Consider the following 13,073-nt stretch of genomic DNA (forward strand, 5'->3'; position numbering starts at 1 on the left):
TTTTAATTATTTGTTGAGTTGGTAGTTTAATCCCAGAAAATAGGAGCGTCCATAGCCAATAGGCCGACTGCTTCCTCCTCCATGGGCATCTCCACCTGTTGAGGTGGAATTGATTTGAGTTACGTTTAGTATGTTTTTGACTCCTAGGTTGACTTGGAGCTGCTTCCAGATGGTTTTCCCAAAAGTGATATCCATCCAATGGTACCCATCTTGTTTGACTTCCTGTGCAGTGATTGTTTCTCCATCTGTGACTGTTTGATAGCTTGGAAGTGCTCCAGTGTACTTATAAAACAGATTGATGGAAGTGCCCCAAGGCTCAATTAGGTAGCTGGAATTGGAGCTGATTTCAGGTGTCCAGACCATACTTGGACTTGTTTCTATTTCTTCCGAAATCTGATTGTACCTCCCGATGTATGAAAAGCCCAGACTTGATTCTAGATTGCCTAGGAAGAAGCTCTGATTCAAAGTCAATCCAGTTGTTTTGTAATTTTCCACATTGAAAAGAGTGGTGATCTGAATGTTTTCTGGATCTTGTCCGTATGCTATTCTGTCTTTGACATCATTGTAGAAAAAGCCCAAAACGGAACTGGTTTTTAAGTTTCCATTGCTTTTTGGACTCCAATTGAGTGAGCCATTGAAACTGTCAGAAGTTTCTGCTTTCAAGTCGGGGTTCCCTTGGATAGAATGACTTGCATCAAAGAAATCAAAGTACAATTCTCGGATAGAAGGTGCTCGGAAACCTTTTGCATAGGCCAGTCTTAAGTCAAGTCGCTCCGCCAATCTGAATTTGGTATTCAAGGATGGGATTACGGCAGGAGCATCGTAAAGAGAATTGGATGCTTTTCGTAGTCCCGGGCGAATCTGAATAGACTCAGTGGGTGACCATTCTCCAGTAAGGAAAACAGCGAAATCTTCCATTCCTTGATTAGAGCTGATTCTGTCACCTGATCCTTTTTCGATATTCAGGTCAATGCCCGGTTGGATTTTAAGCTTTGGAGAAAGAGTCCAATTTGCCATGGTTCTCCAGCTGAAACCATCATAATCAATGGAAGAGTTAGCAGAAGCGACAGAAGATTGATAAACTTCACCAGTTCGGACATTGGAAATCCAGGTTTCACTGTCTCGATTGTAATTTGTGAGACCGCCTTGCCAATTGATCGCGAGAGTTGGTGAAAGATCCCACTTTCCGAGCAATCGATGCATCCATCTATTAGTGACAAAGTGTAGATCCAAAATCTCCAATGGAGCTTCCACGCCATAGGAGTAAACTGTTTCATTTAAGAAGTCCAGTTGGTAATCCAAGGAAAGTTTTTCTCCTTCCCAACCGGCTTTTCCATTGATGAAATCTTGATTTCTGGGGAGCCATTGAAATTGCCTACCCGTTAAATCTCCTTTCCAGCCTCCAAATCTTGTTTGTGATAAACCCAGTCCGAAATTCCAATTTCCGATCTTTTTAGAGGCATTTATCCCTCTGGAATGATTCCCGGCGTCTAAAAGAGGGGAGTAGGAGTTCCCAACAGTCTCTTCCTGAATTTTGAGGTTGACCTTCCAGTTTTCTTCTCCTGCTTTTTTGGTAATGATATTAATGACACCCGCTAAAGCATCGGCACCATAGACTACAGACATTGGACCCTCGACTATTTCCACTCTTTCGATTTGATTGACATCGATTTGATTCAGGTTTATCTCATTGGAAGTGCCTTGTCGACCCACCATAGGTACTCCATCAATTAGGATTTTTACATTTTGGCCAGACATACCCAGTAGTTCCATGTTGCTAGACCCTAAAGCATTGTCCTGAGAAAATCGGATCCCAACTTGGGTGTTCAATACATCCTGTAAAATGATAGGGGCACGTTTCGCGATTATCCCTTGATCAATCGTGCGGATTTGGTAGACAGAATTTCTAGCCGACTGAGGTTCAAAACTTCCTGTCACTACCACTTCTTCCATTTCTCGTACATCCGCTTCCAATTTCACTTTGTAGGTAGTGTCCTGGCCGGTTGGGATTAGCCATTGGCTTTTAAATCCCAACGCGGATATTCTAGTCTTTTCTTTTTCACCTTTCGGAAAGATGATTTTTCCAAGCTCATTTCCAGCTTGACCCTTTCCATTTTCGAAAAGCGCATAGGCAAAAGGAATAGGATTTCCATCTTCTGACTCTACCCAGATCACTTCCTGTGCTAAAGCCGGCAAAGTGAAGAGTATTAGAATTGGTGTAATAATTTTATTAAGATTAATTCTAAACATAAGTTTAAAATTTAAGCGGAGCATTTAAACCCCGCTGTAAGATTAATTGAGGCTATCTAAAAGATCTTTCCATTCTGTTTTTTGAGGAATTCCAGGCTTTCTAAGACCAAAGAATTGAACTACGAGCTCGCCTTTTTTATCGAAAAGCTCCAAAGCAGAAACCAGTCCTTCTGTTGTGTTTTTATGGACGACAAAAGCTCTCTTTACTACACTTTCATCCAAATGCATATTGAAGTCTGGGTCCAGGACATTCAGCCACTGGTCAAGCTGACGGATGGTTTTTACCTTTCCCTGATGGATTTGGATATTGCCAGAGTTACCAGCGAAAATCATTATTGGAAGCTGGGTTTCGGAGGCTACTTGAAGGACTTTTCTAGCGGCTAGTCGATCTATTTCATAAGCCCATTTATCATCGATCCATTCAACTGCATTCAATCGATTCAATTTGTATTTGCGGAGCATCCCAAAGAAATCATGGGTGTCTTTCATGTTTTCCCAGTCGGAACTGAATGATTCAAAATCTAATTCCTGACGAGAAACAGTTTCAACAGGATCCAAAGGACTAGGTTCAATTTTGCTATGTTGATCTTCTGCTGTATGTGCTTGAACCAATGCTTCTGCGGCATCAAAATCTGATTCATCTTGGAGATAGACTTTCAAAACAGCTTCACCAGCCTGATCAAAATATTGCAATGAGATCATCGTCCCTCTCGGAGTTTCATTGGTCACACAGAAGGCATATTTCCAGCTTTTGAAAAACAGTCTCTGCTCGATTGGGCCAATCACAGTGGCGATTTTCATCGGGCCAGCTTGGTGGATTTCTATTTTTTGGAAAGTCCCTTTATGTTCTAAAACACAGCATTCATTTCTGGTCAGGGCCATGACTTTTCCAAGGGTTGGGAATTTCTGTACCTGTTCTACAAAGTCAGAAGTCAACAAAATGACATTTTCACCGATCCCAGTTGCCAACAGTTCTGCTTCGCTAACACCTAAAGTTTGGGCAGCATTTCTGATTCTAAGTTTAGGTTGTTGAGTTTTGAGATTTTCCCAGGCCTCTTTTAGTTGAGTAGGGGATTCAAAAAGAGTTTCCATATTGAATTGGTTTTAGATTTTTTGATGGATTTGAGTAGAAATGGTCTGTGCTAATAATTTTCCGACCAGTAATCGGGTGGACCATAATAGTGACTGGATGTTCGAAAACTTTAGAAAGGATTCCTTCTTGGAGGACCTCAGAAGTTTCTCCACAGCCGGCGATTATTCCATTTTTCAGCAAAATGATCCTATCTGCGTATTGAGCCGCCAGATTTAGGTCGTGTAGAATGAGTAAAACACCGATGTTTCGATTTTTGAGTTCTTGGACTATTTGAAGTACTGAGTGCTGTTGTGCAATGTCCAAAGCAGAGGTCGGCTCATCCAGAAGAAGGTATCGAGGAAAAGGCTTGTTTTCCCAGATCTGAACCAGGACTCTAGCAAGCTGAACCCTTTGTTTTTCACCTCCGGAAAGCTGGTTAAAAACCCTCTCCTTTAGATGTGAAGTTTGGGTTAGCTCCATGACTTCTTTGATCAATTGCTGAGGTTTATTTGTTTTGCATGCCACCAAGCCAAGCTCTACGACTTCTTGAGAAGTAAAGGGGAAATTGACTTGACTGTGTTGAGGCATTACTGCTCTGATTTCGGCAAGCTGTTTGGATTTTAAGTTGTGAATAGGACAACCATTGTATCCGACTGAGCCATGCTTACAAGAGACTTCGCCACTCAGGATTTTAAATAAGGTAGATTTTCCAGCACCGTTGGGACCTAGAATTGCGAGAACTTCCCCTGCTTTTAGAGATAGACTGGCTTGGTCCACTATAGGTCTTTGCTTGATACAAAAATGGATGTTTGATGCTGCTAACATTAATTTTTGCTGGAGTTGAAGTTTGAGATCAAATAGATAAAGAATGGTGCTCCCAATAATGCCGTGATCACTCCTATAGGTAGTTCTGCTGGTATTGCGATAGTTCTGGCCAATAGGTCGGCAACATTCAGTAGGGTAGCTCCCAATAGGAATGATGCAGGAAGCAACAATTTATGGTCAGCTCCAAAGCTGATTCGGATGAGATGAGGAACTACCAAACCCACAAAGCCAATCATTCCGGTGAGTGAAACTGCTACACCTACGATTAAGGCAGTGATTAAAAGCAATTTTACTTTGAGGGCAGGAACATTGATACCCATATGAAAAGCTTCCTGTTCACCCAGGGAAATGGCATTGAGATTTTTGCTTTGGGAAAATAGGAGAAGGGAGGGGATCGCAATCAGGATTGTGGCAGTTGGCATTTTTTCCCAAGTTGCGCCCCCTAAATCCCCTAAACTCCAAAATGTGAAACTTCGAATAGCTGCATCATCGGAGTAAAACAGGGTCAGACCGATTAGGGCACCCGCTAATGCATTGATAGCAACACCCGCTAAAATGAGGTTGTTTGTATTTGTTTTGTTTGAGCTTTGTCCTAAGAGATAAACAGCGACCACATGGATTAGTCCTCCCAAAAAGGCAAATAGAGGCATCCCCAGATTTTGGATCCAGGATAATGCTAATGTTGTAGGTGCAAAGACAAGGAAAATAACCGCAAATAAGGCACTTCCACTACTGACACCAATCAATCCAGGTTCTACAAGCGGATTTCTAAATAATCCCTGTAGTGCTGCTCCAGAAATCCCAAGTCCTCCTCCAACGAGTGTGGCCAATAGAATTCTTGGCAATCTAATCTGTAATAGAACATTTGCTTGCTGGGAGCTAAAATCGCTGAGTTGAATCCCTATTTCTGAAAGAAGAACGGAGATGCTTTGAGAAAGAGAGATGGCAAATGCTCCTTGTGACAAGGAAAATATTCCTATAATAAGGAGGAATATTCCCAGTCCGCTCAAGACAGTGACTTTGAGATTCGTTTTCGATATGGATTGTGCCAAAGAAATCATTTTTCCTTTCGCACCGCTTTTGCCAATTCCAATGCAGCTTTGCCTACTCTCGGGCCAAATCCTGAAAGGTAGTGTCCATCCATACTGATAATCTGATCAGATTGAAATGCCTTGGTTTCTTTGATTCCCTGAATGCCAGCAATTCCGCTTTTGCCACCCAAACTTTGGATCCCGGAATCGAAAAACACTAAATAATCGGGATTGATGCTGACCAATGATTCCGGAGAAAGAGGAACGAACTCTTCAAAACCTGTTGCTATGGAATTGATTCCTGCCAGTTGAAACATGGATTGAGCAAAGGTTTTCTCACCAGCAATGAAAAGGGTTTCAGGGCCTCTTGCCATTACAAATGCTGCTGATGGTCTTGACTTGACTTCAGACAGATAAAGCTCCAAGGATTTCAAATCATTGTCGATTTGGACATTGATTTGATTGGCTTCCGTTTCTAAATTGAAAATCTCACCAATTTGAGTTACCAATTGCTTCGTTTCCTCCGGAGAGCTTGGCTTGTGAAGGATTTTTATTTCCAGTCCTGATGATTTGAGTTGTTGAACTACTTCCGCATTGAGATACCCTTCTTCTAAAAGAACCAATTCAGGTCCAAGACTTAATATTCCTTCTGCCTTAATTTGATTCCTGTAGCCTATCGAAGGGAGGTCTTGCATTGATGCTGGGAAAGTGGAGGTTTTGTCTGTCGCTATGATCCAACTTCCAATATTTAAGGAATGCATGACTTCGGTAATGGTTCCTCCGGCCGTAATTACTTTTAGCTGTGTATCGACTGGAGCCTCCACTGAAGTCTCCTTTTTGGGGCTTGTGCATGCCATTGTCAAGGCGATTAGCATACATATGTACAAAGGCGAAAATTTCATTTATTTAGATTGAATTTAAATAATAACACAAATGTATTTTTAATTAGATTCAATCCAAATAAGAATTATGTTAAATTTTCTTTTGGTATTTATTGGTGATTAATGGAGGCAGGAGGTCTTTAAGGCTTCTTGGGTATATAATCAGGGAGAGTAGAGGCGCTTTTCAAAAACTGACTGATTGACTGTAGTTTGAAAATCAAGAAGTATGGATATATTTTCCAAATATCCTTTGGTATTAGGCTTTATTGATTAATTTTGCGCTCGAATTCAAAAAGCATATCCTTTTTACATTTCATTCAATCAAATGGCAAACATTGGAAAGATAACGCAGGTAATTGGTCCCGTAGTGGACGTTTCCTTCGAAGGCGGTAAGCTGCCAAACATCCTTGACGCGCTTGAAGTAACCAAAGAAAACGGCCAAGTAGTCGTGATGGAGGTACAGCAGCACCTAGGAGAAGACCGAGTAAGAACAATCGCAATGGACTCTTCCGAAGGGATGGTTCGTGGTATGGAAGTAAGAGACATGGGGCAACCTATCTCTGTTCCTACTGGTGAAGCTATCAAAGGTCGTCTTTTCAATGTAGTAGGTGAAGCGATTGATGGTTTGCCGCAGGTTCCTGCAGGTAAGCGTCTTCCTATCCACAGACAAGCGCCTAAGTTTGAAGATCTTTCTACATCTACTGAGGTACTTTACACAGGTATAAAAGTAATTGACTTGATCGAGCCTTATGCAAAAGGTGGTAAAATTGGTTTGTTCGGTGGTGCCGGTGTAGGTAAAACCGTATTGATCCAGGAGTTGATCAACAACATCGCGAAAGCATATTCTGGTTTGTCAGTATTTGCTGGTGTTGGTGAAAGAACTCGTGAAGGAAATGACTTGTTGAGAGAAATGATCGAGTCTGGCATCGTAACTTACGGTGAAGACTTTGTACATACACTTGAAGAGCAAGGAGGTTGGGATCTTTCCAAAGTAGATTTGAAGAAGTTGGAAGATTCTAAAGCAACCTTCGTATTTGGTCAGATGAACGAACCTCCTGGGGCTCGTGCTCGAGTTGCCTTGACAGGTTTGACTTTGGCAGAATATTACCGTGACGGTGAAGGTGATGGCGCTGGAAAGGATATCCTTTTCTTTATCGATAACATCTTCCGATTCACTCAGGCAGGTTCTGAAGTATCCGCTTTGCTAGGTCGTATGCCATCAGCGGTAGGTTACCAGCCTACTTTGGCTACTGAAATGGGTGCGATGCAGGAAAGAATTACCTCTACAAAGAATGGTTCCATTACTTCCGTTCAGGCGGTATATGTACCTGCGGATGATTTGACTGACCCGGCTCCAGCGACGACTTTCGCTCACTTGGATGCTACTACAGTACTTTCCCGTAAAATTGCAGAACTAGGTATCTATCCAGCGGTAGATCCTTTGGATTCTACTTCTAGAATTCTTTCTCCAGACATCTTGGGTGAAGAGCATTACAACTGTGCTCAAAGAGTAAAAGAAACTCTTCAGAGATACAAAGAATTGCAGGATATCATTGCCATCTTGGGTATGGAGGAGCTTTCTGAAGAAGATAAACAAGTAGTTCACAGAGCTCGTCGTGTACAGAGATTCTTGTCCCAGCCTTTCCACGTAGCTGAGCAGTTTACAGGTTTGAAAGGTGTTTTGGTAGACATCAAGGATACTATCAAAGGTTTCAACATGATCATGGACGGTGAATTGGATCATCTTCCAGAAGCAGCTTTCAACTTGGTAGGTAGCATCGAAGATGCAATCGCTAAGGGAGAGAAATTGTTGGCTGAAACGAAATAAGAGAAATAGTTACTAGTGATTGGGTTATTGGTTTTTTAAACTGAATAACCCAATTGCTTAATAACCTAAATAATATGCAATTAGAAATCGTAACACCCGATAAGAAGGTTTTCGAAGGAGAAGTATCCGAAGCAAGCTTCCCAGGTGCTTCTGGTGCATTTCAAGTATTGAATAGTCACGCACCTATCGTTTCCGCTTTGGCAAAAGGAACTGTTTCTTTCACTACTAAAGAAGGAAAGCAGTCTCTAATTGTCGATGGAGGTGTTGTTGAAGTAAAAAATAATGTCATTGTAGTCCTAGCTGAAAAAGTAATCGGTTAAGCTTCAATGTTTAGATAAATAGAAAAAGTCCAGGCGAAAGCTTGGACTTTTTTGCGTTTTGGTGTTTCAGGAATAGATCCATAAAAAATCCCCGCTTCAAATGGAGTGGGGATTTTTTTAATCTGTTTGAAAATTATTTTCAATTCTATATGGATAGGTAGCGAAGTGTAGTTCACGTTTCGTAAATCAACAATCACATTTCAGCCTTTACTGACCACTGATCTCTGAGACTTTGTGCTACCAACCTTCCTTTCTCCTATATTTTCCAGAAGTCGGATTTGGTTATGCCACTTTTCTGTAGGCTTTCAAGTTTATAGATTTGTTTAAACATCCCCCTAGCCCCCTTTGAAGGGGGATTAGTTAGCGTTTCCATTTGAGAGAAAAGAATTCTTGAATGGTATTATATTGTTGATGTCACTGAATACTGAATACTGATTACTCCAATTTTCAGCTTTCAAACTTTAGCCTTCAGCTTTTTCCGATCACTGATCCCTGTGACTGCTTACTTCCAGCCTCCCAACTTCTCAATTGCTTTCAATCACCTGACCATGTTCTCTGTATAGCTCTACTGGGCCATCTAATAACACAGCGATTACAGTGATGTCTTTGTCATAAACATTGTTAGGAATATCGATGTATTTCATGCCGGGAACGGCGCTCCAATACATTTTACCTACTTCTCTGGATTGAAGTTTGGTGCCATTCCCTACTACCCAAACGCGCTGAATTTTGTTTTTAAGGCCTTTGATAGCCAAAGATTCATTGACTTTGTAGTCTAAGTAGATATAAAGAATGGTTTTGTCAGGAGAAAGAGTTGTTGGAGCATAAACGTGCCCATCAGGAATGCCTGCTTGAGTATTATAGATAGCGGCTTCATGTTTGGTGGTCCATCTTCCGAATTCCTTCAAGATATTCTCTGCTTCTTCTGGAATGCTTCCATCTGGCTTTGGTCCGAAATCCATTAAAAGATTTCCTCCCATATGAAGGCAGTCCACGAAGATTCTTAAAAGCTCACTAGGGGACTTGTAGGCGTGATCATTTCCTTGATAACCCCAACTGTTGTTCATTGTCATGCAAAGCTCCCAGTACTTGCTCTGAGGGCGTGCAACAGGAACTCCTTGTTCTGGAGTGGCATAATCACCAAAACCGGGTCCAAGTCTCGAATTGATAATCAAATTAGGGTTGTAGCTCAATAGTTTCTTTTTGAGTTCAGCGCTTCTCCATTCTTCTGGTTTGTGCTCCCAATCTCCGTCAAACCAATACAAATCCGGATTGAATTGAGAAGAAAGCTCTTCTAGTTGCTCGAAATTGAAATCTGTAAACTTGCGGAATCTCGCGGGATCGTTTTTGTATCTGTAGATTTCTCTGGTTTGCCTGTCATAATCGGGGTGGGACCAATCCAATACTGAGAAATAAATTCCTTTTTTGATTCCCTCTTTATCGAGTGCATCCATCAATGGTGCTACTAAATCTTTTCCAGCTGGTGTTTTCTTCACAACAGATAAATCGGAGGCTTGAGTATCCCACAGTGCGACTCCATCGTGGTGTTTGGCTGTAAGGACTGCATATTGAGCGCCAGATTGCTTGATGAGTTTTGCCCACTTTTCAGGATTATAGTTTGCAGCTGTGAATCCTGAAGTTTGCTTCATATAATCCTCGTAGGAAATGTAGTCGTTGAAAAAAGACCATGATTCATCGATTCCATTGACTGAATAAATGCCCCAATGGATAAAAATTCCCAGTTTGGCATCTTGAAACCATTTCATTTTGGAATCAGCTTCTTGAGCTGTGGATTGACTAATCCAGGATAGATTCAGTAAAAAAGTAAGTAAAGTAAACAGGGTAGCTTTTTTCATTGGGTTTAATTTTTTCTCGAAAATAGGGCTCATGGACTAAGGAATCCAAATTTAAATGAGTCTACTTTCTTTTTATTAATTTATTTCCATACATTTGTGGCCGCGAAAGGAGGTGTAAAAACATGATCATAGTAAACGTAAAAGAAAACGAATCAATCGAAAAGGCGCTTAAGCGTTTCAAAAAGAAGTTTGACAAGACTGGTGCAGTCAGAGAACTTAGAGCGAGACAAGCCTTCACGAAACCTTCTATTAAGAAAAGAGATCAAGTAATCAAAGCTGCTTACAAGCAAAGAATGCAAGAGGAAGCAAACAAATAATTGCTTTGATGAATTGAGTTATAGAAGCTGGTATTCCATTGAATGCCAGCTTTTTTTGTTTTTAAAATTCTATCGAAAAGGAAAGTGTAGTTTAGGCTATTGGTTTTGTCGCCCTGAGCGGAGTCGAAGGGTATTTAAACATGTTTTTTATAAATCACTTCATATTTTTCATAAATCAATTTTTGTAGACCTGTACTCATCTTTTGTCTGGCTGAGTATTTAAAATTCATTGAACATTCAATTAGAATATTATAGGTTATTTATTTTTGGCACTTTTGAAAGACCAAAAGTACCCAAAAGTCTTTTGCCTGAAGTGGCTTGAAAATGCCTTCGGACATTTTCTGCCGGACTGGCTCAAACGCTAAAAATCGCCGGATTTCCGAACTTGTTCGGAACTAGCCGATTTTCTAAACGCTTATTGACCTCAATCCGTCACCAGCCACTTCAAAGCAAATGGTCCAGTTGAAATCACAAAAAAATTCAAGGCTATTGGAATAACGGGCGGTTTAAAATTAAGTCGAGAATATAATTTTTAGTCTGGACCCGCCTTCCAGTTTTGGGTGTTAAGAAATCAATTGTGAGGGTTGTAATTAGGAGGCTTGTCTGACGAATATTTTGCCGCTTCAAACTTCAAGTTTTCCCATGATTCAATGCAAAATTGAGGAGTTTGCCGACGTGTGGGGAGGAAATTGATTTTAACCCAAAAATGGACAGCGGTGGGTTTTTTGGTCCTTTTTCACCTAAAGGAAAAAGGACGAAGAAATTAAATAAAAGATTATTGAGGATTCCATATTGAAAGGGTTGATTGGGGAATTTTAAACCGAGTCAACCTTTTTATTTAACAAATTACTTTATGGTCATTGGTGGCACTGGAGCGACGAAAGTCACCTATATCGAAGCCTTTATTTTTATCAGGTGTCTTATTGTTGCACTTTGAATAGGATTTCAGCATTTCCCAATTTCCTTCAATCATTGCTTGTTTTTTCTTTTTGCTCCATCCTTTGACTTGCTTTTCAAAAGATATGGCTTCCTTGATATTTTGGAATTTTTGAGAGAAAACAAGTTTAATAGGTCTTCTTTTGAAGGTGTAGGAGTTAGGATCAAACCCTTCTTGGTGTTCTGAGAGTCTCCTTTCTAGGTTATTGGTAACTCCAGTATAGAATGATTTATCCCTGCATTCTAAAATATATACTATGTATTCGCTCATTATTGTTGAACAGGTCTAAAACTTTAATATATAAAAATACCTAATCATTTAAGCAACTTGTAAATAGTCCTGTCCGGGCTGAAATAGGGGTGGGTTTTTAAACTTAAGAGGTCCTCGACTCCGCTCGGACTGACAAAGAAGAAGGAACAATCCTTGAGCTCGGACTCAAGGAGTTGCGATGTGACATTAATTTTCCCTGCTTTTATACATAGGATTCTCTTCTTCTTTTCATATCTTAAATCAAGAAATTGTGCTGTATGATTGATTCTTTTGTCACCTATTTAGAATTCGAAAAGCGAAGTAGCCCCCACACGGTAGAAGCTTACCAGCGCGATTTAGTCCAGTTAGAAGAATTTATTGAGCTTTCTTTCGAGCAAAAGGATTTGACCCTTGTGTCTCATAGAGAGTTGAGAGCCTGGGTGATAGACCTTGTTGAACAAGGTTTGAGTACTACATCTGTAAATAGAAAAATAGCCACTCTTCGATCCTATTATAAGTTTTTGCTCAGAAATGGGAAGATCGAACAGGATCCGACCTATAAGTTAAAATCCCTTAAAAATCCGAAAAAACTCCCCGAATTCGTACAAGAAAAGAGCATTGCTTCCGTATTAGAAGAAAGCGTTTATGAAGATAATTTTCAGGGAAAGCGAGACCGGATAGTAATGGAGTTTTTGTATTTGACCGGAGTGAGACTTTCCGAATTGATTGGATTGAAATGGTCGGATATAGATTTGATTCAAGATCAGGTAAAGGTCTTGGGGAAGCGGAAAAAAGAACGAATAATTCCCATTACAAAAGGACTCAAACAGAATATTATTTCATATCAGAAAGTATTTGAGGAAACATTTCCGAAAGCAGGACAAAGTCACTATTTTATTGTGAGTAATTCAGGAAAAAAGAGCTATCCTATGATGGTTTATCGTATTGTCAGACAGTATCTGGATCTTTTTGCGCAGACGAGCAAGCGCAGTCCTCACGTGTTGAGACATACTTTTGCGACCCACTTATTAAATAAGGGAGCTGACTTGAATGCTGTCAAAGACCTTCTTGGTCATGCTAACCTTGCTGCTACGCAAGTGTACACCCACAATTCCATGGAAAAACTGAAGGCTGTGTTTGAACAGGCACATCCTAAAGCGTAATAAATAGATTGTTCAACCCTAAATGCAAATCATTATGAAACTGCAGATGCACTCCATCCACTTTGACGCCGATCAAAAATTGATCGATTTTATTCAGAAGAAAGCTGATAAGTTGGATACCTTTTATGACCGAATATTAGATGGCGAGGTCTATATGAGATTGGACAAAAACGAAAGGAATGAAAATAAAATTGTCGAAATTAAATTGAATGTTCCAGGCAAGCAGTTTTTCGCAAAACACCAAACCGACTCCTTCGAAGGGGCTGCCGACGAGGCGATTGAAGGTCTTCGAAGACAAATCAAAAAATACAAAGAGAAAGTTGTGCTGGCAAAGCAATAACAAT

At 40.5% G+C, this 13,073-nt stretch carries 12 protein-coding genes; 5 read left to right on the plus strand and 7 right to left on the minus strand.

Features of this window, described 5'->3' with window-relative positions; all coding sequences use genetic code 11:
• Positions 1-6: 6 nt before the first annotated feature.
• Genes BUF13_RS15315 through BUF13_RS15335 form a run of 5 tightly spaced genes read right to left on the minus strand, consistent with a single transcriptional unit; the run spans position 7 to position 6,035 of the window.
• Entirely contained in the window at positions 7-2,250 is a 2,244-nt protein-coding gene (locus BUF13_RS15315) for a TonB-dependent receptor plug domain-containing protein (RefSeq protein WP_073572700.1), read from the minus strand.
• 42 nt (positions 2,251-2,292) lie between these two features.
• Entirely contained in the window at positions 2,293-3,342 is a 1,050-nt protein-coding gene (locus BUF13_RS15320) for a hemin-degrading factor (protein WP_073572701.1), read from the minus strand.
• Entirely contained in the window at positions 3,326-4,147 is an 822-nt protein-coding gene (locus BUF13_RS15325) for a heme ABC transporter ATP-binding protein (protein WP_073572702.1), read from the minus strand. Before BUF13_RS15325 ends, BUF13_RS15320 begins: the two co-directional genes overlap by 17 nt.
• Entirely contained in the window at positions 4,147-5,208 is a 1,062-nt protein-coding gene (locus tag BUF13_RS15330; RefSeq protein WP_073572703.1) for a FecCD family ABC transporter permease, read from the minus strand. The genes BUF13_RS15325 and BUF13_RS15330 overlap by 1 nt, the downstream gene beginning before the upstream one ends.
• Complete coding sequence (locus BUF13_RS15335; RefSeq protein WP_243839750.1) at positions 5,205-6,035, minus strand: heme/hemin ABC transporter substrate-binding protein; 831 nt, start codon at positions 6,033-6,035, stop codon at positions 5,205-5,207. The genes BUF13_RS15330 and BUF13_RS15335 overlap by 4 nt, the downstream gene beginning before the upstream one ends.
• 349 nt (positions 6,036-6,384) lie before the next feature.
• Between BUF13_RS15335 and atpD the strand changes: the two genes are divergently transcribed.
• Together atpD and atpC are read left to right on the plus strand one after the other, a co-directional pair.
• Complete coding sequence (atpD, locus tag BUF13_RS15340) at positions 6,385-7,887, plus strand: F0F1 ATP synthase subunit beta (RefSeq protein WP_073572705.1); 1,503 nt, start codon at positions 6,385-6,387, stop codon at positions 7,885-7,887.
• A gap of 74 nt (positions 7,888-7,961) precedes the next feature.
• Positions 7,962-8,207 (plus strand): ATP synthase F1 subunit epsilon, encoded by a 246-nt coding sequence (gene atpC / locus BUF13_RS15345; protein WP_073572706.1) that lies wholly within the window; start codon positions 7,962-7,964, stop codon positions 8,205-8,207.
• A 524-nt stretch (positions 8,208-8,731) separates the two neighbouring features.
• Here the strand turns inward: atpC and BUF13_RS15355 are convergent.
• Entirely contained in the window at positions 8,732-10,063 is a 1,332-nt protein-coding gene (locus tag BUF13_RS15355; protein WP_073572862.1) for an alpha-L-fucosidase, read from the minus strand.
• Between the two features lie 122 nt (positions 10,064-10,185).
• Between BUF13_RS15355 and rpsU the strand changes: the two genes are divergently transcribed.
• Positions 10,186-10,380 carry a 30S ribosomal protein S21 gene (gene rpsU / locus BUF13_RS15360; RefSeq protein WP_026955233.1) on the plus strand — a complete coding sequence of 65 codons (195 nt, stop codon included), beginning with the start codon at positions 10,186-10,188 and terminating at the stop codon, positions 10,378-10,380.
• A gap of 838 nt (positions 10,381-11,218) precedes the next feature.
• On the opposite strand, the gene BUF13_RS15365 is transcribed toward rpsU, so the two are convergent.
• Positions 11,219-11,587 carry a GIY-YIG nuclease family protein gene (locus tag BUF13_RS15365; RefSeq protein WP_073572708.1) on the minus strand — a complete coding sequence of 123 codons (369 nt, stop codon included), beginning with the start codon at positions 11,585-11,587 and terminating at the stop codon, positions 11,219-11,221.
• A gap of 257 nt (positions 11,588-11,844) precedes the next feature.
• Here BUF13_RS15365 and BUF13_RS15370 point away from each other — a divergent pair, with 257 nt between their 5' ends.
• Together BUF13_RS15370 and hpf are read left to right on the plus strand one after the other, a co-directional pair.
• A complete protein-coding gene (locus BUF13_RS15370) occupies positions 11,845-12,729 on the plus strand; it encodes a tyrosine-type recombinase/integrase (RefSeq protein WP_073572709.1) in 885 nt (294 codons plus the stop codon).
• A 34-nt stretch (positions 12,730-12,763) separates the two neighbouring features.
• Positions 12,764-13,069, plus strand: a complete 306-nt coding sequence (gene hpf / locus BUF13_RS15375) for a ribosome hibernation-promoting factor, HPF/YfiA family (RefSeq protein ID WP_073572863.1) — start codon at positions 12,764-12,766, stop codon at positions 13,067-13,069.
• Positions 13,070-13,073 lie beyond the last annotated feature (4 nt).

This window comes from Algoriphagus zhangzhouensis (genome assembly GCF_900148515.1).
Lineage (GTDB): Bacteria > Bacteroidota > Bacteroidia > Cytophagales > Cyclobacteriaceae > Algoriphagus > Algoriphagus zhangzhouensis.